This window comes from Methylobacterium sp. Leaf106 (assembly GCF_001422895.1).
GTDB lineage: Bacteria > Pseudomonadota > Alphaproteobacteria > Rhizobiales > Beijerinckiaceae > Methylobacterium > Methylobacterium bullatum.
Window position 1 is genome coordinate 1 of the sequence record NZ_LMNB01000005.1, and the last position, 22,520, is coordinate 22,520.

Sequence of the window (22,520 nt, forward strand, 5' to 3'; positions counted from 1 at the left end):
CAGCTCGCCGCCGAGATAGAAGGCGTGGCCGACGCTGGACAGGCCGATGCCGACGCCGACCATGTTGAGGACGACCTGGGTCACCAGGGCGGTGACCGCGCCGGCGAAGATCGCGCCCCACGAAACCTGGTTCAGCAGGACGGTGCGGGTATCGGCCGAGGCCGTTGTGGATGAAGTCGCGAGAAGGGGGGAAGTGGACACGATACTGATACTCCGGGTCGTCGGTCGTCCGAGAAGGTCGGTCGTTCGAGGGGGATGGTGGAACTCAGGGGGCCGACCGCGCAGTTCCGGCGCGGTCGGACCGATCGATCGCGGCTTTGCGGATCAGTCGCGCCGGTGGATGAGCAGGCCGATTCCGTAGCCGAGGAGGCCGGCGACCAGCAGGGCGGCCACGGGGTGCTCGGCGATCCGGTCGGTGGCTTCGCGGCCGCCCTGACGCAGATAATTGCCGCCGTTCTCGTAGGCGTCCTCGGCCCGGTCGTAGGCCTCGCGGCCGGCACCGCGAACGGAGCGCTCGGCGCGGTCGTAAGTATCGGCGGCCGCTCCCTGGGCGCGGCGGGCGCGGTCCTCGACGTCGTCGGACCCGATCAGGCTGCCGACCGTGTCGCGAACCCTGCCGCCGATGTCGCGGGCGGTGTCGGCGACGTGCTCGGCCGCGTCGCGCACGGTGTCCTTGGCCTGTCCGTAAAGGTTCTCGGCGGCGCCCTGCGCTTCGCGCGCACGGCCCTCCACCGAATCCCGCTTCGAACCGGTGAGGTCGCCCACCGTGCCCTGCACCTTGCCGCCGAGCTCCTTGGCGGCGCCTGTGATGCGATCCGCATCGACCATGATGTCTCTCCTGATGTTGTCGCGCCGATATTCTTGTCGCGAACGGTGTTCGTGAGGTGCGACGTGTCGCCCGAGCTACGACTTGGGGGTGGTCTTTGGTTTCACGTCGGGCGGCGGTGATTTCTGCTGAGACCTACCCTCGGCTTCGACTCTGGGGTCGCCGACCAACTTTCCGATGGCCTCCTTCACCGAGCCCTTGAGCTTGTCGGAAGTGTCGGTCGTCTTTTGCGCGCTCACGGGGTGCTCCAATGCCTCAGCGATTGACACCGTCCCTCAAGTGGTCTGCCGGTTCCGGGCGGCAATGATGCAGATATACTGGTTATGAGGTTTTATTTGCTGATTTCGGAGAGCGGGAACCCGTTGTCGCGGCCCCAGACGAGGGCCTCGGAGCGCTTGTGCACGTCGAGTTTCCGGTAGAGCGACGCCGCGTGGTTGCGCACCGTGTTCCTGGACAGGTTGAGGCGCCTGGCGATGGCGTCGTCCCCGAGCCCCCGGCAGATGAGGTCGAGGATCTGGCGCTCGCGGGTCGTGAGGTTCGGGACGATGCCCTGCCCCTGCTCGCTCGCCGGCCGGCGCAGGTTGGCGAGCTTCTCGATCAGCCCGCGGCTGAACCACGAGGTGTCGGCCATCACCGCCTCGATGGCCTCGAACAGTTCGCGCTCCGTGCGCTTGCGCCCGGTGATGTCCTGAAGGACCATGAGGGCGAACGTCCGCTCGCCGATCTCGACGCGCTCGGCCGATACCAGGCAGTCGAGATCGGTGCCGTCCTCGTGGCGCAGGCACGCTTCCAGGCCGAGCACGTGACCGGTGCGCGCCACCGCCGTCTCGAACTTGGACCGTGCGGCATCGTCGACCCAGAGCCGGAGATCGGCCGGCGAGCGCCCGGACACCGTGTCGGCGCCATAGCCGAAGACCCGGGTGAAGGCCTCGTTCGCACCGGCGATGGAGAAGTCTCCGACCCGCGCCAGCAGGGTCGGGACCGGGGTCATGTGGAATGCCTTGGCGAAGCGCTCCTCGCTCCGGCGCAGGGCCGTCTCCGCCTTCTTTCTCAGGTCCAAGTCGGCGAAGGTGAACAGCATGCAGGGCTCGTCGCCCCATTCGATGGGCTGGCCGGCCACGATCACGTAGCGCGATCCGCCATCCGGCAGGTCGAGGCAGGCTTCCATCTGCGGGATGGTGCCCCCGCTGTTCAGGCGTGAGATCGCCAGGTCCCGGCTACGGGCTCCGGCCAGCACGTCGACCTCGTAGACGCTGTGGCCGATCACGGCATCGCGGGTGTAGCCGGTCATCTCCAGGAAGCCGTCGTTCACCTTGACGTGGCGCAGGTCCGAGAGCCGGCAGATCACGGCCGGCGCGGGGTTGGCGTTGAAGGCGGCCTCGAACCGTTCCTCGGCCTCGAACTGCCCCGATACGTCCTTCAGGATGAGGGCGAGGCAGCTCGGGTTGCCGTCGCGGTCCGTGGCCACGAGGCTGCGCAGCGAGTGGACGAAGTCGAGATCGGGCTGGTCGGTCCGCGTCACCTCGACGACGACGTCGTGGAAGCGCTCGCCCGCGACGACCCGTTCCATCGGATACCGGTTCGGGGTGTGGTCGTTGCGGTAGCGCAGGGCGAAGCGCTCGCGGTAGGCGTCCACGGTCCCGCCGAGCTCGCCGACGGTCTCGGCTCCGTGCATCGCGAGCGCGGCCTCGTTGGCGTAGGCGATGGTCTGGTCGGGCTCGACCAGGATCACGCCCTCGCTGAGGCCGGCGACGATCTGCCGAAGCTCATGCCTGTCGACGCCGAGTGTCACCTGCGACCGCCTTCCTGACTGCTTGGATGGAACCGAGCCGTAACAGGGGACGACCAGCGAAGGTTCCGGAGACCGTAAGATATTATCTGGTATATCTGTATCATTGACGTGAACGCGAGCGATCAGCCACAACCAGACACGCATATTCCACCGTAGAGGGGCGGACACACCCGGTCGTTGTCCGGAAAAAGGACGAATCCTCCCTATGCATGTCAGTATAATCTCCGAAGAACCTTCGCCGAGCGAGGGATTGCCTCGTCATGTCCAGGACCAGATCGGACGGCGACTGGACGAACTCATTCCCAGCGCCAGCGCGGTCGACACCGATACGCGCCTCGGCCGGGTCCTGCTTCGACTGAGGGCCGCCCTGCTCGACGCGGAGGCGGAACGCCAGATCACCAAGGCGTTCGGCGACGACCTCATCGCCCTCGTGCCGCGCCTGCGCCGCTTCGCCCTGCTTCGTACCGGCAACACCGCGGAGGCCGACGACATGGTGCAGGCGACCTTGATGCGGGCCTGGGAACACCGGTCCCGCTTCAAGGACGGCACCAACCTCGTCGCGTGGTTGTTCACGATCCTGCGCAACGCCCACCTGAACCAGCGCAAGCGCCTGCGCCGCGAGATCGAGGACGTCGACGGGGCCATCGCGGGGGCCTTGTCCTCGCCCCCCGACCAGGAGCACCGGGTCGCGCTCGTCGCGTTGCAGGGCGCCCTGGACGCCCTCCCCGCGGAGCAGCGCGAGACCTTGCTGCTGGTGACGGTGGACGGGCTCCGGCACGAGGAAGCGGCCGCCATCCTCGGCTGTCCGGTCGGTACCGTGAAGAGCCGGGTGAGCCGGGCGCGCGAGCACCTCGCGACGGCTCTGGGCCTGTCGTGACGGCGCAGGTGCCCGCTGCCGCCGGGGAGAGGAACGCCGCGCCTGACCGGCGCGAGGCGTCTTGCCATGGCCCGCCCGGCGGGTTTCGCCGAACCCGGAGCGCGCCTGCGAAACCCGTCTAGACTTGGCCGTCCGGCGGGTGGAGGAGCGGCGAGGCGTGGCCGGTCCCGGCATGCAAGGTCCGGCTGGTGAGGGGCAGCGCCAGGCGGAAATGCAGGCCGTCGGGCGCGAAGGTGAGGCTCGTCGCGGCCTTCAGGTTGTAGGCCAGCATCTCTTCCAGCACGACCGTGCCGAACCCCCTGCGACGAGGCTCGTCTTCGTTCAGGGGCACGCCACGCTCCAGCCAGTCGAAGACGAGGTGGGGGGCGCCGTCCCGTTCCTCGATCCGCCAGATCACCGTGAGGCGGCCCGTCGGCGTGGCCAGGGCTCCGAACTTGAGGGCGTTCGTCGAGAGTTCGTGCAGGGCGAGGGCGAGGGGCTCGGCCGCGCGCAGATGCAGCCTCAGATCCGGTCCGTCCACACGCGTGCGCCCATCCTGGTAGGCGAGCGCGCTCGTGAGCTCGTCGGTGACGAGGCGATCGAGATCGACCCCGGCCGTGGGGTTCTGGATGATGACGTTCTGCACCCGTGCCAAGGCGGCCAGCCGCCCGTCGAGATGCGCGGTGTAGTCCTCCAGGCTCTCGCTGAACTCCGCCGAACGCCGCGCAATCAGCCGCATCGTCGCCAGCGTGTTGCGCACCCGGTGCTGCAGCTCGGCCAGCAGCACCACCCGTTCCTCGGCGCCCGTCGGGTCGGATCCCATCGTCATCGCAGTTCCACGGAGTGCTTGAGGGGAGACCGGCTCGGCATCACACCGATCCGTTGGCATCGAACTGACGACCTTCGCGGTCGAGGTGCAGGTAGTTCGGGTTGAACAGCGATGCCCTCCGCAGGGCATCGAAGTTGGGAATGGTCAGGCGCCCGCCCTTGAGCACGACAAGGCCGGCACGCCGCAAGTCCTGGAGCGTGCGGTTGATGTGCACGTTCGAGAGACCCAGGGCATCCGCCAGTTCCACCTGGGTCAGGGGGAGCTCGCAGCTGGGGCCATCCGTCAGACCGACCCCGCGCAGGCGCAGGAACAGTTCGCAGAAAAGGTGGCCGAGACGCTCCAGGGCGGTGCGCTGGCCGAGGTTGACCGTCCATTCGCGCTGAACCGCCACCGTCACCAGGGTGTCCCACCACAACGCCTTCGTCACCCGCACATTGTCGTTGGCCACCTGCTCCAGCCCGGCGCGCGAGATCTCGGCCAGCCTGACGGGGGTGAGGGCCACGATGGAATGGTCCATCTCGCGCAGGAGGTAGACGTGGCTGTCGCAGAGGTCGCCGGGCACGAAGAGGGAGATGATCTGGCGCCGGCCATCGTCGAGATGCTTGTAGCGGCACGCCCATCCGTCCAGGATCAGGTTGACGTGATCAGGATCGTCACCCTCGCTGATGATGTCGGAGTGCTTCGCAATGGTCCGCCGCTTGCAGGCCGCGTTCTCCAAGGCCTGCCGGTCGTCGGAGGATAGCTTCGTGAACTGCTCAAGCTTGCGGATGAAATAGTGCGGCATTCTTTCTTCCTCGCACACAGGACACGAATAGGGAATTGTCATTGCAGGGTCATTCACCTGCATTAAAGGCTCGATCCTCGCCGGTTAAGCTCACTGGATGGAGGGGTAATAGCTTGCGGATGGCGGTGCCGGCCGTCGCGTAGTGTTGCGATCGCCGCTGCCCCGTCCGGGGCTTCACTGTCGGGGCGTCTCCTGGCGGTGCGTGCGAGCGAGCCGGCCTCCTCATCCTCCGCGATCGGGATCGGCCGCCCCCGAACTCCGCCGCGGGGCGGCTTTGGTTCTTTCCCGGATCGTGTGTCCCGACACGGGAAGTGCGATGGTGCAGTGGACGCCGTCCGGTTCCATCACGAAGGTCGTTCTGGCGCCGAGCTGGTAGGGCAGCGCCCGCTCGATCAGTTCGCGCCCCGAGCCCCTCCCCTGCGGCAGGCCATCCCGCGGCGCCATCCGCACGCCGCGCTCACGCCAATCCACATGCAGCCAGGGAGCCCGCTCCGGTTCAGCAATCTCCACGTGCCAGCGGATCTCGAGATGCGCCTGCGGCTGTGCGAGGGCGCCGTATTTCAGCGCGTTCGTCGCCAGTTCGTGCAGGGCCAGCGCGAAGATCTGCACCGTCGACGAGCGCAGCGCCACCGCCTTCGGTCCGCTCAGGCTGACCCGCGACGCCTCGCCGTCGAGCGCCGCCACTTCGCTTCGGATCAGCTCGTCGAAGCTGACCCGCTCGCCCTCCCCGAGGCGGGACAGCAATCCCTGCACGCGGGCGAGGGCCGCCAGACGCGTGCCGTAGCGCTCCCGGAAGTCGTCGAGGTCGCTGCTGTTGCGCAGGGTCTTGTCCGCGGTGGCGCGCACCACGCCCATGAGGTTGCGGGTGCGGTGCTGCAACTCCGCCACGAGCACGCTCATATGCTCGGCGGTCTCCTTCTCCTCGGTGATGTCCCGGCCGACGCCGCCGATCCAGCACACCGCGCCGGCGGCGTCGCGCATGGGGAAGCCGGTGTCCCGTATCCAGCGGATGCCGCCGTCGCCGGGCCGCCCGACGCGATACTCGAAGGTGACACGCTCGCCCGCCCGGACGCGATGCAGGCTCTCCACCGCCCGTTCGCGATCGTCCGGCACGATCATCTCGGCCCAGCTCACCAGGTGGTCGCCGGCGAGGGCCGAGGTGCGGTCGAGGCCGTAGATCGTCTCGAAGGCCGGGGTGAGATAGATCCACTGGAAGGTCGCGGCATCGCGCATCCAGAGGACGTCGGACGAGGCCTCGCCGAACTGGCTGAGGCGCTCCTCGCTCTCGCGCAACGCCGTCTCCGCGCTCCTGCGCGCCGTCACGTCGCTGGCCGCCCCCAGCCACTCCCTGATCTCGCCGGTGTCGGTGAGGGTCGGGACCGCCCGTGACACGCACCAGCCCAGCGAACCGTCGCTGCGGATCACCGCATGTTCCAGCTCGAAGATCGATCTCGTCGCCATCGCCCGGTCGATGGCGGCACGGACCTCCGCCTGATCGTCGGGACGGATGTAGCGGTCGAGCCAGGTCCTGCTCGGCTGGTCCGGGACGTTTTTGAAGGCGCGCCCCTCCAGCCGCTGCAACTCGGACCAGTCCGGGGTCATCCGGTAGACCACGTCCGAGCTGGCCGTCACGAAGGCACGGAACCGCTCCTCGCTCTCGCGCAGCGCCGCCTCGGCGCGCTTGCGAGGCTGGATGTCCTTGAACAGGAGGGCAACCTGCCGCTGTTCGGCGGTGCCGACGCGGAAGGCATAGACCTCGTACCAGCGCCCGAGGGCGATGGACCGGCGTTCGAACCGTTCCGCCACGCCGTTCCGCGCGATCCGGCCGAACGTCTCGAACCAGTTCGCCTCCAGCTCGGGGAGCAGGTCTCGCATCGTCCGCCCGGTGGCGTCGCCGAGCCCGGTCTGCTGATCGAAGGCAGGGTTGACGGAAAGGAACCGGTAGTCGACCGGCCGCTGCCGGTCGTCGAACATCATCTCGACGATGCAGACGCCCTCGTCGATGGAGTTGAACAGGTGGCGGTACTTCGCCTCGCTCTCCTCCAGCTTCGCGTGCGCCTCCTTCCAGGCGATCATCTCCCTGGTGGTGGTGGCCACGCCGTCGCCGAGCTTCACCACCGATTGATGGAACCAGCCGTCGCATTGCCCGTGCGCATGGCGACGCTCGGCGACCGAGGGCCGGCCCGTCTCCACGACCTGCCGGAAGACGTCGAAGATGCCGTCCCGAACCACGCCCGGACTGCGTTCGACCAGGCTTTGCCCCCTCACCTCGCCAAGGGTCCGTTCCGCGGTGTGGTTGTTCAGCCGCCAGCGGAAATCGACGATCTCGCCCGAAGCGTCCCGGACGGCCTCGAAGACCTGGATCATGTCCATGGAGCTGTCCAGCGTGGTCTGGAGCAGGTCGCGGCTCCGCTGCAGCCCGGCCGTGCGCTCCCTCACCTCCCGCTCCAGGTCGGCACGATGCCACGCTTCCGTTCCGCGCAGCCCCTGGGGCCGCGCCTCATCGAGGGCGTGGGTCATGACGCAGGCGGCGGAGGCAAAGTGCGTCATCCGCGTGAGCAGCCTGAGATCCTCGCCGTCGAAGGTGTAATCGAGGTCATGCGTGCCGACCCAGAGCGTACCGACTGGCTCGTCGCCGGCATGGAACGGCACCAGCAGGAGCTCCTGGATGGGCGGCTCGACAGAGGCGGCCGCGAGGCGCGCATGCGGGCGCGAGAACAGCAGGGGGGTGTTGCGGGTCACCGCCAGGCCGCAGGGGCTTTCGGCGAAGGGGATGGTGCCGCCGCGATGCGCGGCCCATGATCCAGCGATCGCGGCCCGGCGGAAGCGTTTCGGGGCCTCTCCCGGTTCGAGGATGCTGATCCCGGCCGACCCGGCCATTCCCATCCCGACGAGGAGGTCCGCGATGCGCTGCAGGACGGTGTCCGGGCTGACGGCCAGCTCCCGGGCCAGTTCGGCCAGCGCATGGGCTTGCGCCTCGTAGTCGGGAGGGCGTACGGGACGCGCCACCAACGCGTCGGTGATCGACACCTCATCCAGGCCCGCGAACCCAACCGGCACCACCGTCGGTGTCATGTCTTTCGACGCTCGCCGTTCTCTCGCCGTCGCACCGGTCGAGCGTGCCGAACACAGGGTGAGTTCTACTCTCGCGCAAGGATTCGATCAAATTCCCGCGCGAATGACCGTCGATGTCTTATCCGGAGCCGAGCGAATTCTATCCGGCCGCGTCCGTCCGTGAGGCCCTGTCGTCGAGGATGATGTCGAGCGCGTGCAACACCGCCGCGGTGTCCATCGGCTTTTCCAGCAGCCGGACCGACGCGAAGCGGCCGAGGATCGTCGCCTGATCGTAGCCGGTGGTGAACAGGAACGGGACGCCGAGGGCGAGAAGCGCATCGGCCACCGGATACACGTCCTCGCCTCCGAGGTTCACATCCAGGATGGCCGCGTTGGGCGGGGACGGCCCCTTGAGGAGGCCGAGGGCGCCGTCCACGGTGGCGATGGGACCGAGCACTTCCGCTTCGGCCTCGGCCAAGCCCCGCGCCAGTTCATCGGCCAGGAAGTACTCGTCTTCCACAACCAGGATGCGCCGTCCCCGGAGCGCCCGCCTGGAGTGCCTCACGAAACTCCCCATCACGATCGGTCCCCGCTCGAAGGACGAGGGCGCAGCGGGAGTTCCGGGAGAGACGCTTCGTGAGATACTCGGCATCGTCGCTCTCCCCTCTCCGGTCCGAGCGGGGCCGCGCCAGGGTGCAGGGGAATGCCGTCCTCCTTCATCATGGTGGTCGTTCCGGCGCCGAGCCGGTCGGAGCGTGCTCGACATGCAGCCGGGGACGACGGCCCGGCTCCGGCCGTTCCCCGCGAGGCACGGGAGAACCGGGAGGCATCCTGCGCCCCATCACGGGAAAGTCCAGACCACGGCGCCAGCCCCGGCCGGGTTGACCCGGCCCCCTGAAACCGCGAGGAACAAAGATCGAACACAGCGCCTTCCCCACGATGACTGCTCAACGACGCCCGCTCATTGCCCGCGCACCGATGTGACAGCCCGATCCGATGTCGAGCCCCGGCGACGATACCCCCGTCCGCAAGATCATCCATATCGACATGGACGCGTTCTACGCGTCCGTGGAGCAGCGGGACGATCCGGCCCTGCGGGGCCGGCCCCTCGCGGTCGGCGGGTCGCGCGAGCGGGGCGTGGTGGCCGCCGCCAGCTACGAGGCGCGGGTCTTCGGGGTCCGCTCGGCCATGCCCTCGGTCACCGCCCGGCGCCTGTGCCCCGATCTCCTCTTCGTCAAGCCGCGCTTCGAGGTCTACCGGACGATCTCGGAGGAGATCCGTGCGGTGTTCGCCGAGCATACCGCGATCATTGAGCCGGTGGCCCTCGACGAGGCCTATCTCGACGTCACCGAGAACCTGCAGGGGCTGGCCACCGCCACCGAGGTGGCGCGGGTGATCCGGGCCGAGATCCTCGCGCGAACCGGCCTCGTCGCCTCGGCCGGCGTCTCCTACAACAAGTTCCTCGCCAAGGTCGCCTCGGATTTCCGCAAGCCCGACGCGCTGTTCGTGATCACGCCCGCGATGGGGCCGGGCTTCGTCGAGGATCTGGCCATCGGCCGGTTCCATGGCGTCGGCCCCGTCACGGAGGCGAAGATGAAGCGCCTTGGCATCCTCACCGGCCGCGACCTGAAGGCCCGTTCCCTGGAAGAGCTGCAGGCGGCCTTCGGCAGTTCGGCGGCCTATTATCATTCGGTGGCGCGCGGCATCGACGAGCGGCAGGTGCGCGCCCACCGCATCCGCAAATCGGTGGGGGCGGAGACCACCTTCTCGGAGGACCTCACCGAGTTCGACGCCATGGCGGAGCGATTGACGCCGCTGATCGACAAGGTCTGGACCTCCTGCACCGCCAAGGGCGTCTCGGGGCGCACCGTCACGCTGAAGGTGAAGTTCTCGGATTTCGTCCAGATCACCCGGGCGCAGTCCTTCGAGGCCCCGGTCGCCGGCCGCGATGCGATGATGCACATGGCGCTGGGATTGCTGCGCACGGTGTTCCCGCTCCGCCGCAGCGTTCGCCTGCTCGGTGTCTCCCTGTCGGGCCTTCAGCAGGGCGAGACGGAGGGACCGCGCCAGCTCGGGCTCGCGATCTGATGGCAGGTACCGGGCAGGCAGGTACCGGGCAGGCAGGTACCGGGCAGGCAGGTACCGGGCAGGCAGGTGCCGGGCAGGCAGATACCGGGCAGGCAGATACCGGGCAGGAATGTGCGGCGATTGCCGCGCAACCCCGGCGGCCCTATCTGGCTTGTCTGCGCACGGCCCCGCCGGGCCTGATCGGACCACGTCGATGAGAGGGGATGCATGAGCCGCCGGGATGACAAGAGCCTCCTGCTCCTCGTCGGCGATGCGATCGGGCAAACCCAGATCCTCCTCTCCAAGCACCTCGCCCTGTTTCAGGCCGAGGTCGGATCGGCGGTCGGGCAGGTGGCGCGTCCGCTCATCCTGTTCCTGATGGCGGCCCTCTTCGTCCTGATCGGATTGTTCGTGCTCCTTGTGGCGATCGTCAAAGGGCTGGCGCTCCTCATCGGGTCGGAGGCGATCGCGTCGCTGATCGTCGGCGGTGCCTTCGCCGCCGTGGCGCTCGCCCTCTTCGCCTTCGGGTATCGGCTGATGTCCCTTTCGAACCTGGAGCCGATGCGGACGCGGCGCCAGCTTGCGCGCGATCGGGACGCCCTGAAAGCCCGCTGACGCCGTTTCAGAGGCGCGCCCCTCCCTCCTGCCGGTCCACTCGTGATTCAGGCGGAGATCGCGCGTTTCTCCACCACCCTGCCCCGCTCGTCGAGGCGATAGGCCAGGGTCTGGGCCGTGGCGAGATGCACGTCGGCGACCGCGTCGGCACTGATCCCGTCGAGATGCATGATCAGCGCCCGCAGCGAATTGCCGTGCGCCACCAGCAGAACCCGCTGGCCCGCGCGGACCCGGGATTCGATCTCGTCCCGATAGTAGGGAAGCAGCCGGTCGGCGGTCATCGCCAGGCTCTCGCCGCCCGGCGGCACCGCATCGAAGGATTTTCGCCAGGCGCGGACCTGCGCGACCCCCCAGCGCTCCTGCGATTCCCGTTTGTTCAGCCCGGCGAGCTCGCCGTAATCGCGCTCGTTCAGCGCCGCGCTCCGGTGGACGGCAAGGTCGGGCTGCCCGAGTTCCGACAGGATGAGGCTCAGGGTGCGCCGGGCCCGCGTCAGCTCGCTGGTGAAGGCGATGTCGAAGGAGAGCCCGACCTCCTTCATGCGGCGTCCGCAGCTCCGCGCCTCGCCGACGCCCCGTTCCGTCAGGTCGGGATCGCGGATGCCGGAGAAGAGGTCGCGCTCGTTGTCGAGGCTCTGCCCGTGGCGGACGATGACGAGGGTTCGGTCGGGAAAGGGCATTCGGGGAGCGATGTCCGCAGGAGGTCGGGTGAAGGCGGGATGAGGGTCAGCGCCGACGGCTGCCGCGCGGCCCGGTGACCACCGGGGTGTTGGTCCGGTTCTCGTCGAGGAGCTTGCGCCACCGGGTCAGGCGTTCGGGATCGAGCTCGCCCTCCGCCACGGCGGCCTGAACCGCGCAGCCGGGCTCGTGGGCATGGGTGCAGTCGCGGAACCGACAGGAGGGCGCCAGCTCGACGATCTCGGCGAACAGCGTGTCGATGCCCTCCGCCGCGTCGCTCACATGCAGCGTGCGCATCCCCGGCGTATCGATGACCCAGCCGCCGCCGGCGATGGCGTGGAGCGAGCGCGACGTGGTGGTGTGGCGCCCCTTGGCGTCGTGTTCGCGGATCCCGCCGGTCTCCTGGGGGAGGTCCTGATCCGGGCCGGCGAGCGTGTTGACCAGGGTCGATTTGCCCACCCCCGATGAGCCGACGACCGCCACGGTCAGACCTTCGCCGCACCAGGGGGCAAGCTGCGTCACGGCGTCCGGAAGGCGCGGATTGACCGTGACGACGGCGAGGTCGCGCTGCAGGCCCGCGGCCTGCCGCCGGTAGGCCTCGGCATCGGGCGCCATGTCGGCCTTGGTGAGGACGATGACGGGATTCGTGCCCCCCTGGTTGGCGAGCGCCAAGTAGCGCTCCAGCCGGGCGATGTTGAAATCGGCGTTGCACGACGTGACGACGAAGAGGGTATCGACATTGGCCGCCGCCAGCTGCAGCGGGCCTCCGCCTTCGTTGCGTCGCTGCAGCACGCTCCTGCGCGACAGACGGCGGCGCATCGTCCCGGTCTCGGGCTCGACCAGCACCCAATCCCCCACGGCGAAATCGCCGGTCTGGGTATGGACCGGAAGCACGAGCCCCACCGGCCCCGTGAGGGACAGGGCGGTCAGGCGGGAGCGGTGGACCGTCGCGATCCGCATGGGCACGAGACCGGCCTCGGCCGGTTCACGTTGCTCCTCGAAGAAGTCGGACCATCCGAGACGGGTGGGCCGCAGGGGATGGGAATGGCTGGGATCATCGGTCACCGGCCAGCCATGACAGGGCCTCGGCGGATTGACCAGCGCCCCACCCGTCTTCCGGTACCCCTCCCCTTGCTCCCCGGCGGCAAGGTACCCGATCATCGTGGCATCGGATTCGAAGGAATGGGGGTGGCGATGTCGAAGCTCGATGAGAAGCGCGAGGAGATCGCGGCTTTGATCGCGTCGGAACTCGGTCTCGGCGATCCGGCCGGACTGAGCGAGGCCGACCGCGCGGCCGTCGATCGCCAGACCTCGGAGACGATCGAGGGCTGCGCCCTCGAGACCGATGAGCCGGCCGATTGCGAGGAGGCGGGCACGCCGCTTCGGCGGCGGCTGCGGGAGTACCGCGCCCTGCTGGAGTTGCGGACCGACGAGGCGGATGCCCGGCTCGCCGAAGAGGGCGAGGTGTTCGGCCGCGAGGACGATGCCTGAATCTTTTCGCGCCCGACCCGGCGGAATCGGGGCGCTGCCCTTCGCCTATGTCCGCGAGGGAAGTCCGTTCGCGACGGCCCCGCCCGACGCATCGAGCTTGGCCCGGCACCCGACCGCGTAGACATTGGGCGGCCGGCTGCCGACCTCGCGCTGCCAGCGGCAGGTTTGCGTCAGCCTCAGATAGACGTCCAGGATCGAGGCGTGATCGCCGAATCGCTCGCGCAGGCGGGCGACACGGTAGACGCCCCGGCGCTCGCAGGGGCCGCAGGCGATGACGAGGTGCGAGGCCCTCACGTCGCAGAGGCGCTCCATGTCAGGCCACCGAACCGGGAGATGAGCCCCGCGCGCGCCTCGATGACGGGGGGCCATGGCCCTCGCCAGCCTTTCCTCTCCTGCTACGGCATTCACAGATCTCGCGGGATGCGCGGGTCCCCTCTCCTTCCAGGAGAGGGGACCTGTCGCGCCTCGAGGCGAACCTTCTTGGATAGAGCGAACAGCCGTCGAGCAGAGGTGTGAATCCAGTAGCCTTGCCTGTCGGGCAGGCCTCGACGGCACGGGCGAGAGGGCCACAGGCGATCCGCGCCATAGGGGTCGACAGCATGGTGGACACTCCGCGAATAAGAACATATAGTGAACATAGAGTTCAAGCGCGGAGGTCAAGATGCAGACGGCCGACCTGTGGATATCGGGGAATCTCACTCCCGCCGGCCTGCCCTCGGGCATGGCGAGGCGGGCGAGTCCCGGTTCGGCGGCAAGCGCGCCGTCGCCCCGCACGAGCGGAGACCGGACCATGCATTTCGACGTGCTGGAGGAGCGGGTCGGGCGCTGGGGCTGGTCCCTGCGCGACGCCTATGGCCAGGAGGTCGCCCATTCTCCGATGCCGTATCCGAGCCGGGTCCAGGCCTCGGCGGCGGCCCTGGCCTTCTCCCAGCTCGTAGCCTACGCCGGCAAGCAGATGCGCCGGCCCTGAGGCCGGACTGCGAAGGTCTGCCGGGACTGGCTTCCCGCGCGGTCCATTCGGGCGAACGAGGAATCGGCTCCCTCCCCACAGCGGATGTCGCTGCATGGGAAGAAGCCGATCCGGATCGTGATCCGGAGCGATGAGCTACGAGCTCATCAGGATATTGGCGGAGCCAACGATGGTCGCGGCCAACATCACCGATGCAACGCCGACCATGAAGTAAGAAAAGACTTTCAGCATCGATGCCAAGGCGCTGTCCCGACTGGTTCAGCAGCGGCTACCGCCGGACGTCTGGCCATATTGCATGACCTCGCGGGTCTGCTGGTTGGCGTTGCCCTCGGCGGCCGAACTCATCGGACAACCGAACGACGAGGGTACCCGACGATCGGCCCGGATCGAATGGGTGGTGTCGACGTCATAGGGGTTGAACGTGGTGTAGCGCGAAGGGCGCTCCATCGCCGTCGTGGGCGCGATCGAGGCCAGGCCCATGACGAGGGCGGTCGAGAGAGCGGCAATGGAAGTCTTCATGTGAGCAATGGCTTTCTTGTCTTGTGAAGCCGCCGCGTCTTGGCTGCTTCTTCTGCTTGAAGCCAATATGAAGTAATAATCTCCTCTCCGGCGTGCTGACACGCACGCGAAGCCGTGGATTAAAGGCGCCTGATAGGTCAAATGGCTGAATTATAACAAATACCAGCGTCATGTGCTTTGGGGCGACAAGCACATGACGGGGTGTTGTTCTTATAATCCCGGCCTGTCTCGGGAATGAGTGTCGCAGGGCCATTCGTGACGGACGTGCCTGTGCCGACAGCCCGATATCGAGACAGGCCGCCCCGGTCGCGTCGATGCGGGACGCTCAATCACCCAAGCGCCTCCCCTTCCCCGCCGCGTCAGCCTTCCACGGGGCGGGGGGCGATGCGGTCGAGCGCCGCCATCGTGTCGTCGGACAGGTCGAGGTCCGTCGCGGCCAGGTTTTCGCGCAGGTGCTCCACCGACGACGTGCCGGGGATCAGCAGGATGTTGGGAGAACGGCGCAGGAGCCAGGCCAGCGCCACCTGCATGGGCGTCGCGCCGAGCCCTTCGGCGATCTGGTTCAGAGCCGCCGACTGGATCGGGCTGAAGCCGCCGAGCGGGAAGAACGGGACATAGGCGGTGCCGGATGCGGCCAGGTCGTCGATCAGTGCGTCATCGCCCCGATGCACCAGGTTGTACTGGTTCTGGACACAGACGATCGTCGCGATGGACCGGCTCTCCGCCACCTGCCGCGCCGTCACGTTGCTCAGCCCGATCCGGCGGACGAGCCCCTGGCGCTGGAGATCGGCGAGCACGGAGAGCGGCGCTTCGATGGAGCCTTCGGCCGGCCCATGCACGTCGAGCATGATCCGCAGGTTGACCACGTCGAGAGCCTCGACGCCGAGGTTGCGCAGGTTGTCGTGGACGGCGCCCGTGAGGTCCTCGGCCGAGAAGGCCGGGTTCCAGGACGCGTCGGCACCGCGCCTGGCTCCGATCTTGGTGACGATCACGAGGTCGTCGGGATAGGGGTGGAGCGCTTCGCGGATGATCTCGTTGGTGACGTGCGGTCCGTAGAAGTCGCTGGTGTCGATATGGTCGACGCCGCGCGCGACCGCCTCGCGCAGCACCGCGATGGCCCCGGCCCGATCCTTCGGCGGCCCGAAGACACCGGGACCCGCCAATTGCATCGCGCCGTAGCCCAGGCGCTTCACCGTGCGGTCTCCGAGGGCGTAGGTCCCGGCTCGTGCGATATCGGTCATGCATCTCGCTCCTGTGTGACGAGCGGGATCGTAGAGCCTCGTGATCGGCGTGGTAATACGCCCTCATCCGCACGGGGGGGCGCGACAGGGCGAACGGGTCGCGGGATGGCATCGCCGCCTCGCGAGATCCCCATCGGCCAAAGGCTCTCGTCCGCCAAGATCGGGGAGGCGGTTCGTCTACGGGCTAGAGCTGCGCCCGACCACGTTGGGTCGGGACACATCTCTAGGCCTTTGTCTTGCCGCGCTCTTTTTCGCCGAACCGGCATCCACTTCGACGGAGAGCGCTCTATAGCCCGAAATGCCGGCTCAGGACGATCATCAGTTCGGTCTGACTGCCCGTGTCGGTCTTGACGAAGATCTTCTTCAGATGCGTCCGTGTCGTATGGATCGACATGCCGAGCCTGTCCGCGCATTCCCCGGTGCTGTGGCCGGCGAGCAGGGTATGGCACAACTCGGCTTCCCGAGGCGTGAGCCCGTACGATGTCTTGAGGACATCGGCGTCGAGGTCCCCGCTCTCGTTGAGATCCGTAATCGTGAGGATCGCCCGGCAGCCATCGAAATATTCCAGTCCGGCCTTGCGGAGCGGCTGGGCCCGCAGTGTGAGGGGCCGCTTGGCCACCCTGCGGACGACGACCGGCGCCCGGGACAGGGAAACGCCCTGCGGATCGGACCAGAGGGCGGCGGCGATGTGCGCACGAAGCCGGGCGGTGGCCTGTGCATCGGAGGGAACCACGAGTTCCCCCAGCCGAACGTTCAGGTCGGGTCCGAACAGACGTTCCGCGCTGCTGCTCACCCGCAGCACACGTCCCGTTCTGTCGAGGAGCAGGCTCGGGCTGCGGACCGTTTCCAGGGCCTCGGCGATGCCCGTGAGGCGCGCCTCGCCGAGGCTATGGGCCAGTTGCGCGGCCCGGTTGAGGGGGGCGATGAGGCGCCGCAAGGCGATCTGGTCGTCCAACGTGTAGGGCCCCTGCTGGATGGTCCGCTGCATCATCATCGCCCAGGCATCGTCGCCCGCCTGGACCATCAGTCCAGCGGACCATTGAAAGCCGTGGCTGTGCAAGTAATCGGCATAGAACGGTTCGGACCGCATCGCGTCAGGCGTGGCATAGTCCTGGTCGACGAACAGGCCGGTCCTGAGGAGCTTGGGCACACCTCTCGAGCGGTAGTCGTTCTTCGACCAGCCGCCGCGAAAGTATCCGTCGGCCAAGGCATCGAGACTGGCGCTCATCGGCAGTCCGGGCACGCGGCCCTTCAACGGGATCGCGACGACCCCCCTCGCGTCCGTCGCGGTCGCGATCCTGGCGACCGCCTTGTCCCAGTCATGCGACTGAAGCGCGGAGGTGACGAGCGAGTCTTCGATGTCCTGCAAAGTCTCGTCGTCGAGGTCCATCTCAGTCCTTCAGCGACACGATACGCTCCCGCGCAACGCCGCACACTATCGGCGATAATCAGGACTAACCTGCCCGGATCGGATTTGAAAGACCGACCAGTTTTTTCGCATGGAAAGAATAATATCATCCGTCGAGACAGTATAGGTCGGTCGGATATAACGGTCGTCCAGCGCTCATTATTGAGCCGGGACCCTATCCGGGTCGACTGCCGGATCGTCGCTCGCTGAGGTTTCTCATCGTGCGATCGACGAACGATGCGCGCGAAGGCATGGGCGCGAAGGCATGGGCGAACGCGTCGAACGGAATCCATCCGGCCCTATCCGTGCCGCCCGCACCGCCATCGTCGAGGGGATCGGGCCAAGGGCGGCGCCTCGGTTTGTCGCCGCGATCAGGCCGGCTCGTAGGCCGTCGCCGACAATCCGGTGCGCTCCGACGCCGTGTCCTGCGAGGGGGCACCCAAGGGGCCGGCATGAAGCCGGGCGATCAGCCGTGCCATGTCCTCGGGCAGGTCGGCGGCGCAGTCGAGGCCGAAGGCGCGGTCGAGGGCTGGCATCGTGCTGCGCAGGAAAGCGTGGGACGCCTCCGCGCCGGGTCGGGGCGGGGCCGACGTCGTGGACGGAATGTGCAGGACGGGCGTGCCGAGGGTGGTTGTGGGTAGAGCGAGCATGGCTTCCACGGGGGTGCGCGACGCGCCTTGCGCGATCCCTCCGCCGGGCATTTGCAGCGGCCTGTCTCGTAAGGCCGCTCAAGCTAGACCGTACTGGTTGAACCGTAGCTGAAGGGCGCCCGCCGCCTTTGCCGCGATCCTGTCGCCGGGGCCGACAATGGAATCAGATGTAGTGCCGGAAGACGACCTGGCTCTGGGGTTCCTTCGTCTTGCCGCGCTCGGATCCGTCGACCGTGGGGCGGCTCTGTATCAGGGATGCCGGCATCACCAGGGTGACGAGGGCGAGCAGCCAGCGGAAGGGACGTGCAACGGTCATGTCGGGTTCCTGGGCTGAGTCGCGGTCGGATCGTCACCTTGAGATCATGCGCCTATGGCGGCTGAATGGTTCATGGCTGGTCGCGATCCGTTTCGCTGTGCCGGCGCGCACATCGGCTCCGCCTCCCCGGGACGGCCCCGTCTTCAGCGGCGGTGCCGCCACGGACGAGGGGGCGAGCGCGATGGACCGCCGCCGGACCTCGTCTCCATCGCGCCGCAACCCGAGCAATTGGGTCTGACACGGATGCAGGCCCTGGTGGCGATGGCCATTGGCCGGGGAAGTTCGCCCCGGGAGGCGGCGGAATTGCTCGCAATCCGGGAGGGCACCGTGCGGGTTCACCTGGAGGCGATCTTCGGCAGGCTCGGCCTCAGGCGCCAGAGCGAACTCGCCATCATCGTCGCGCGCCTGGATGCCATCCTGCGCCGGCGGCGGGAGCGCGAGGGCGGCACCGAGCGCTGAGCGGCTCAGGTCTTATCGGGTCCTGAAAACGCAAAAAGCCGCCCGGAGGCGGCTCGTCGCGGAGAGGTGAGTCTCATGTCATGCGCTGGAAGCTCGAACGCTTCCGGCGGCTTCAGTTGAAGGTGTCGATCTCAGCCGACTCGTAGCTGGTGACTTCCATGCCGACACACACTTCCTGAACGACGGGGGCAGTCCAAGCCATGATGTTTCTCCTGCGTTGCAAGTCTTCTTTAGAAGACATCTCGATTGCGCGGGCTCACCGCGCTTGAGAGATACCTATTGCCCGCCCCCCGCCAAAGCAAGCCGAAAGACGGAAATATCCTGCAGGAGTCCCTTAGTTTTCTCTCATGGAACGGCGCATGATCTCTCATGGGCAGAGAGCGCGTCAGGTTCGGGCGAAGGCCGCAGCGTCGGCGACCTGATCCTCGCCCGGAATCTGCCCGGTATACAGGACGAACTGCTCCAGGGCCTGCAGCACCACGACCTCGTGGCCGGTGATGAGGCGCTTCCCCACGTCTTCGGCCGCGCGCAGGAAGGGCGTCGTCGAGGGCAGCGCCACCACGTCGAAGGCGATGGTGCTGGCGGCGATCTGAGGGGTGGGGAAGGCGAGGGCATCGGCCTCCGGGCCTTCCATGCCGAGGGGCGTGACGTTGATGAGGAGTGGGGCCTGCGCCTCGCCGATCTCGGCGCGCCAGGCATAGCCATGGCTGTCCGCCAGGGCCCGTCCGGCCGGCTCGTTGCGGGCCACGACCGTGCCGTTCGGGAAGCCCGCATCGCGCAGGGCCGCGACGACGGCCTTGGCCATGCCGCCGGAGCCGCGCAGGAGGAACGGCGTGAGCGGATCGACCTCGTGCTTTTCGAGGAGCAGGCGGATGGCGATGTAATCGGTGTTGTAGCCGGTGAGGCACCCGGCCTCGTTCACCACCGTGTTGACGCTGTCGATGGCCGCCGCCGAGGCTTCGAGGCGATCGAGAAGCGGGATCACGGCCTCCTTGAACGGCATCGAGACGGCGCAGCCGCGAATGCCCAGAGCCCGTATGCCGCCGATCGCGGCGGGCAGGTCGGTGGTGGTGAAGGCCTTGTAGACGTAGTCGAGCCCCATGAGCTCGTAGAGCCGGTTGTGGAAGCGCGACCCGAAATGTCCCGGTCGTCCCGACAGGGACATGCACAACGTGGTCTCGCGTCCGATCGGCGGCTTCATCGCGGTCTCCGGCTGGCCGGAGGCGCGGTGCGTCCCGCGTTCCGGCACCGGAGCGATACCATGTCCCGTGATGTGTGGTCCCGTGATGCGTGGCGCCCGTCAGAGCTTCCGGCTGCGGCCATCCTCCAGGATCGCCTCGGCATGGTACCAGCTGTCGCCGAAATCCATCCTTGGCAACGCCGTCGGCTGCGACATGCGCCCTGCGAACTCCACCACGGCGTTGACGCCCTTCCGCATGCCCGTCGAATAGGCACGTGCGGGTGATGCGTTCTTTCTGGGCACGAAAGTGAAGATTTCGGCCGAATTCCGAGGTGAGCTCAAAGTCATGGTTCGACGTCTCCGATGGCTGCTGGGCGTTCATGCCCCCGACGTCTCGTGATGATATGAGCGGTGTCTGATATTTGCACCGGATAAACGTACGAAAAACAGTACATGCCGGTAATTCGAGCATGCCTTAATTTGTTTCATGCGTCGAACGATGGTGCACTGCCGCGGTTCGGCTCCTCAGCCGCTCCCCTGCCCCGGGCCGATCCGGTTCTCCGGCCCGGCGCCCGCACATCCGTGAGAGGGGCGCGGTCCATGGCCGCGGCGAGACGCATCTCGACCTCCGCCGCCTCATGCCGTCCGGAACCATCGCGGCGTGAATCTCTTGGTCCGTCCTAGCAAGCGCGCGACGAAATCATGATGTCACCTGGATCGAGCTTTGCCGTGCACAAATAATTGCGGGGTCACGATCCAGGCCATCGTCGATGGAAGCGCGCCGCAGCCTGTCCGATGCGTCACGAATTCACTCACGGAGGAACGAGCCATGGGCATTTTCACCAAGGACATCCAGACTCTCGACGACCTGTTCGTGCACACCCTGCAGGACATCTATTACGCCGAGAATCAGATCACCAAGGCGCTGCCGAAGATGATCGCCAAGGCGACCGCTCCCGAACTCAAGAGTGGGTTCGAGAAGCACCTCAAGGAAACCGAAGGCCAGATCGAGCGCCTGGAGAGGGTCTTCAAGATGCATGGCCATACGCCGAAGGCGGTGACCTGCCCGGCCATCGACGGCATCATCAAGGAGACCAATGAGGTTTCCGGAGAGATCGGTGACAAGCAGGTTCTCGATGCCGCCCTCATCGCCTCCGCCCAGGCGGTGGAGCATTACGAGATCACGCGCTACGGCACCCTCGTGGCCTGGGCCAAGCAGCTCGGCCGGGACGATTGCGCCGGCGTGCTGCAGCAGACCCTGGACGAGGAGCGCGCCACCGACGAGCGCCTGACACGTTTGGCCGAGAGCCAGATCAACCGCCGCGCCGCCTGACCCGAGAAGGCCGCCCTCCCCGGTCGGAGGGCGGCCCGTCCGTCAGACCGGGAAGAACTGGTTGGCCGGGCGCGGCAGGCCGAGATGGTCGCGCAAGGTCGTGCCTTCGTATTCGGTGCGGAACAGGCCCCGCCGCTGGAGTTCCGGCACCAGGGTATCGACCACGTCGTCGAGGCCTTCCGGCACGAAGGGGAACATGACGTTGAAGCCGTCGCAGGCCCGCGTCACGAGCCATTCCTCCATCTGGTCGGCCACCTCGGCCGGCGTCCCCACCATGGTGAGCCCGCCATAGCCGCCGACCCGCTGGGCGAGTTCGCGCACCGTGGCCCCGGTCTTCCGGGCATAGCCGACGATCTGGGCCTGGGCGCTCTTGCTGGCATTGGTCTCCGGGAGATCGGGCAGGGGCGCGTCGAGGTCGAAGCCCGAGGCATCGACGCCGAGGCGCACCGAGAGGTTGGCGATGCCGCTGTCCGTGGGCACGAGCGCATCGAGCCGGGCCTTCTTGGCCTCGGCTTCGTCGCGTGTCTCGCCGAGGACGATGAAGGCGCCGGGCAGGATCTTGAGATGGTCGGGATCACGGCCGGCGGCGGGCATCCTGCCTTTCACGTCGGCGTAGAACTCCTGGGCGGCGGCGAGTTTCGAGCCGGCGCCGAACACCATCTCGGCGGTCTCGGCGGCGATCTGGCGTCCGGCCTCCGATGCCCCCGCCTGCACGATCACCGGCCAGCCCTGGACGGGCCGGGCGATGTTGAGCGGCCCCTTCACCTTCAGGAACTCGCCGGCATGGTCGAGGACATGGAGTTTGTCGGGGTCGAAATAGACCCCCTCCTCCACGTCGCGGATGAAGGCGTCGTCGGCCCAGGAATCCCACAGGCCGGTGACAACGTCGAAGAACTCCCGCGCGCGGGCATACCGGACCGCATGGTCGAGATGGGCGTCCCGGCCGAAATTCAGGGCCTCGTCCGGGTTGCCGGAGGTGACGAGGTTCCAGCCGGCGCGGCCGTTGGAGATATGGTCGAGGGAGGCGAACTTCCGGGCCACATGATAGGGCTCGTTATAGGTCGTGGAGGCCGTGGCGATGAGCCCGATCCGTTCGGTGACGGCGGCGAGGGCCGGCAGCAGGGTCATCGGGTCGAAGGAGGTCACGGTGGCGCTGCGCTTCAGCGCGGCCATGGGCATGTTCATCACCGCCAGATGGTCGGCCATGAAGAACGCATCGAACTTGGCCGCCTCCAGGCGCTGGGCGAAGCGCTTGAGATGGGGAAAGCTGAAATTCGCGTCCGGATATCCGCCGGGATAGCGCCACCACGCGGTGTGGATGCCGATCGGCCGCATGAAGGCGCCGAGATGCAGGCGACGAGGTTGGCTCATGCGGGGCTGTCTCCGTCCGGCCGATGAAAGCACGGTGTTGGAATACAGCAGCGGCGGGAGAAAAGGGTTCTGGTTTTTGCCGAG

Annotated in this window: 25 protein-coding genes and 2 pseudogenes; 7 read left to right on the top strand and 20 right to left on the bottom strand. The window is 67.5% G+C overall.

What is annotated here, in order from left to right; translation table 11 throughout:
• From ASF34_RS06200 to ASF34_RS06210, 3 genes and pseudogenes are all read right to left on the bottom strand, one after another.
• Positions 1 to 201 (bottom strand): annotated as a pseudogene (locus ASF34_RS06200) (hypothetical protein); the annotation flags it as partial.
• A gap of 123 nt (positions 202 to 324) precedes the next feature.
• Complete coding sequence (locus tag ASF34_RS06205; RefSeq protein ID WP_056159765.1) at positions 325 to 828, bottom strand: CsbD family protein; 504 nt, start codon at positions 826 to 828, stop codon at positions 325 to 327.
• Between the two features lie 329 nt (positions 829 to 1,157).
• Positions 1,158 to 2,618: a helix-turn-helix transcriptional regulator gene (locus tag ASF34_RS06210; protein WP_056159768.1), complete on the bottom strand. Its 1,461-nt coding sequence runs from the start codon at positions 2,616 to 2,618 to the stop codon at positions 1,158 to 1,160.
• 250 nt (positions 2,619 to 2,868) lie between these two features.
• Between ASF34_RS06210 and ASF34_RS06215 the strand changes: the two genes are divergently transcribed.
• Positions 2,869 to 3,495 (top strand): sigma-70 family RNA polymerase sigma factor, encoded by a 627-nt coding sequence (locus ASF34_RS06215; protein WP_018043755.1) that lies wholly within the window; start codon positions 2,869 to 2,871, stop codon positions 3,493 to 3,495.
• Positions 3,496 to 3,613: 118 nt separating this feature from the next.
• Here the strand turns inward: ASF34_RS06215 and ASF34_RS06220 are convergent, their stop codons facing one another.
• The 5 genes and pseudogenes from ASF34_RS06220 to ASF34_RS06235 all read right to left on the bottom strand — a co-directional run bounded on the left by ASF34_RS06220 (position 3,614) and on the right by ASF34_RS06235 (position 8,706).
• Positions 3,614 to 4,303, bottom strand: coding sequence for a sensor histidine kinase (locus ASF34_RS06220; RefSeq protein WP_018043756.1), 690 nt, complete (start codon positions 4,301 to 4,303; stop codon positions 3,614 to 3,616).
• 40 nt (positions 4,304 to 4,343) lie between these two features.
• Positions 4,344 to 5,087, bottom strand: a complete 744-nt coding sequence (locus tag ASF34_RS06225; RefSeq protein ID WP_056159771.1) for a Crp/Fnr family transcriptional regulator — start codon at positions 5,085 to 5,087, stop codon at positions 4,344 to 4,346.
• Between the two features lie 222 nt (positions 5,088 to 5,309).
• The gene (locus ASF34_RS23735) at positions 5,310 to 7,163 is read right to left on the bottom strand and encodes a PAS domain S-box protein (protein WP_443136523.1); all 1,854 of its coding nucleotides are present in this window, start codon (positions 7,161 to 7,163) and stop codon (positions 5,310 to 5,312) included.
• A gap of 462 nt (positions 7,164 to 7,625) precedes the next feature.
• Positions 7,626 to 8,162: pseudogene (locus ASF34_RS23740) on the bottom strand (GAF domain-containing protein); the annotation flags it as partial.
• A gap of 139 nt (positions 8,163 to 8,301) precedes the next feature.
• Complete coding sequence (locus ASF34_RS06235; protein WP_443136522.1) at positions 8,302 to 8,706, bottom strand: response regulator; 405 nt, start codon at positions 8,704 to 8,706, stop codon at positions 8,302 to 8,304.
• Between the two features lie 431 nt (positions 8,707 to 9,137).
• On the opposite strand from ASF34_RS06235, the gene dinB reads away from it, so the two are divergent.
• Together dinB and ASF34_RS06245 are read left to right on the top strand one after the other, a co-directional pair.
• Positions 9,138 to 10,229, top strand: a complete 1,092-nt coding sequence (gene dinB, locus ASF34_RS06240) for a DNA polymerase IV (RefSeq protein ID WP_056159778.1) — start codon at positions 9,138 to 9,140, stop codon at positions 10,227 to 10,229.
• Positions 10,230 to 10,436: 207 nt separating this feature from the next.
• Positions 10,437 to 10,823: a phage holin family protein gene (locus ASF34_RS06245; protein ID WP_018043761.1), complete on the top strand. Its 387-nt coding sequence runs from the start codon at positions 10,437 to 10,439 to the stop codon at positions 10,821 to 10,823.
• A gap of 47 nt (positions 10,824 to 10,870) precedes the next feature.
• Here ASF34_RS06245 and ASF34_RS06250 read toward each other — a convergent pair whose 3' ends face one another.
• Together ASF34_RS06250 and rsgA are read right to left on the bottom strand one after the other, a co-directional pair.
• The gene (locus ASF34_RS06250) at positions 10,871 to 11,500 is read right to left on the bottom strand and encodes a 2,3-bisphosphoglycerate-dependent phosphoglycerate mutase (RefSeq protein WP_056159781.1); all 630 of its coding nucleotides are present in this window, start codon (positions 11,498 to 11,500) and stop codon (positions 10,871 to 10,873) included.
• A 46-nt stretch (positions 11,501 to 11,546) separates the two neighbouring features.
• Complete coding sequence (rsgA, locus tag ASF34_RS06255; RefSeq protein WP_244478914.1) at positions 11,547 to 12,659, bottom strand: ribosome small subunit-dependent GTPase A; 1,113 nt, start codon at positions 12,657 to 12,659, stop codon at positions 11,547 to 11,549.
• A gap of 33 nt (positions 12,660 to 12,692) precedes the next feature.
• Between rsgA and ASF34_RS06260 the strand changes: the two genes are divergently transcribed.
• Positions 12,693 to 12,989 carry a hypothetical protein gene (locus ASF34_RS06260; RefSeq protein ID WP_026175931.1) on the top strand — a complete coding sequence of 99 codons (297 nt, stop codon included), beginning with the start codon at positions 12,693 to 12,695 and terminating at the stop codon, positions 12,987 to 12,989.
• 45 nt (positions 12,990 to 13,034) lie between these two features.
• On the opposite strand, the gene ASF34_RS06265 is transcribed toward ASF34_RS06260, so the two are convergent.
• Positions 13,035 to 13,301: a hypothetical protein gene (locus tag ASF34_RS06265; protein WP_056159787.1), complete on the bottom strand. Its 267-nt coding sequence runs from the start codon at positions 13,299 to 13,301 to the stop codon at positions 13,035 to 13,037.
• Positions 13,302 to 13,650: 349 nt separating this feature from the next.
• Between ASF34_RS06265 and ASF34_RS23370 the strand changes: the two genes are divergently transcribed.
• Complete coding sequence (locus tag ASF34_RS23370) at positions 13,651 to 13,959, top strand: hypothetical protein (RefSeq protein WP_244478915.1); 309 nt, start codon at positions 13,651 to 13,653, stop codon at positions 13,957 to 13,959.
• 258 nt (positions 13,960 to 14,217) lie between these two features.
• On the opposite strand, the gene ASF34_RS06275 is transcribed toward ASF34_RS23370, so the two are convergent.
• The 5 genes from ASF34_RS06275 to ASF34_RS23070 all read right to left on the bottom strand — a co-directional run bounded on the left by ASF34_RS06275 (position 14,218) and on the right by ASF34_RS23070 (position 18,093).
• Complete coding sequence (locus tag ASF34_RS06275; protein ID WP_056159790.1) at positions 14,218 to 14,478, bottom strand: hypothetical protein; 261 nt, start codon at positions 14,476 to 14,478, stop codon at positions 14,218 to 14,220.
• Between the two features lie 359 nt (positions 14,479 to 14,837).
• Complete coding sequence (locus ASF34_RS06280; protein ID WP_056159793.1) at positions 14,838 to 15,719, bottom strand: aldo/keto reductase family oxidoreductase; 882 nt, start codon at positions 15,717 to 15,719, stop codon at positions 14,838 to 14,840.
• Positions 15,720 to 16,005: 286 nt separating this feature from the next.
• Positions 16,006 to 17,109 (bottom strand): helix-turn-helix transcriptional regulator, encoded by a 1,104-nt coding sequence (locus ASF34_RS06285; RefSeq protein ID WP_056159797.1) that lies wholly within the window; start codon positions 17,107 to 17,109, stop codon positions 16,006 to 16,008.
• A 389-nt stretch (positions 17,110 to 17,498) separates the two neighbouring features.
• Positions 17,499 to 17,777, bottom strand: a complete 279-nt coding sequence (locus ASF34_RS06290) for a hypothetical protein (RefSeq protein ID WP_156465643.1) — start codon at positions 17,775 to 17,777, stop codon at positions 17,499 to 17,501.
• A gap of 163 nt (positions 17,778 to 17,940) precedes the next feature.
• Complete coding sequence (locus ASF34_RS23070; RefSeq protein ID WP_018043771.1) at positions 17,941 to 18,093, bottom strand: hypothetical protein; 153 nt, start codon at positions 18,091 to 18,093, stop codon at positions 17,941 to 17,943.
• A gap of 72 nt (positions 18,094 to 18,165) precedes the next feature.
• On the opposite strand from ASF34_RS23070, the gene ASF34_RS22670 reads away from it, so the two are divergent.
• Positions 18,166 to 18,552, top strand: coding sequence for a LuxR C-terminal-related transcriptional regulator (locus ASF34_RS22670; RefSeq protein ID WP_156465644.1), 387 nt, complete (start codon positions 18,166 to 18,168; stop codon positions 18,550 to 18,552).
• A gap of 112 nt (positions 18,553 to 18,664) precedes the next feature.
• On the opposite strand, the gene pqqA is transcribed toward ASF34_RS22670, so the two are convergent.
• From pqqA to ASF34_RS22675, 3 genes are all read right to left on the bottom strand, one after another.
• Complete coding sequence (pqqA, locus tag ASF34_RS06300) at positions 18,665 to 18,754, bottom strand: pyrroloquinoline quinone precursor peptide PqqA (RefSeq protein ID WP_018043773.1); 90 nt, start codon at positions 18,752 to 18,754, stop codon at positions 18,665 to 18,667.
• A 183-nt stretch (positions 18,755 to 18,937) separates the two neighbouring features.
• Positions 18,938 to 19,753 carry a shikimate 5-dehydrogenase gene (locus ASF34_RS06305; protein WP_056159805.1) on the bottom strand — a complete coding sequence of 272 codons (816 nt, stop codon included), beginning with the start codon at positions 19,751 to 19,753 and terminating at the stop codon, positions 18,938 to 18,940.
• 99 nt (positions 19,754 to 19,852) lie between these two features.
• Positions 19,853 to 20,035: a hypothetical protein gene (locus ASF34_RS22675; protein ID WP_156465645.1), complete on the bottom strand. Its 183-nt coding sequence runs from the start codon at positions 20,033 to 20,035 to the stop codon at positions 19,853 to 19,855.
• A 526-nt stretch (positions 20,036 to 20,561) separates the two neighbouring features.
• Here ASF34_RS22675 and ASF34_RS06310 point away from each other — a divergent pair.
• Entirely contained in the window at positions 20,562 to 21,065 is a 504-nt protein-coding gene (locus ASF34_RS06310) for a YciE/YciF ferroxidase family protein (RefSeq protein ID WP_056159808.1), read from the top strand.
• Between the two features lie 42 nt (positions 21,066 to 21,107).
• Here the strand turns inward: ASF34_RS06310 and ASF34_RS06315 are convergent, their stop codons facing one another.
• Positions 21,108 to 22,436 (bottom strand): LLM class flavin-dependent oxidoreductase, encoded by a 1,329-nt coding sequence (locus tag ASF34_RS06315; protein WP_056159813.1) that lies wholly within the window; start codon positions 22,434 to 22,436, stop codon positions 21,108 to 21,110.
• Positions 22,437 to 22,520: the final 84 nt, after the last annotated feature.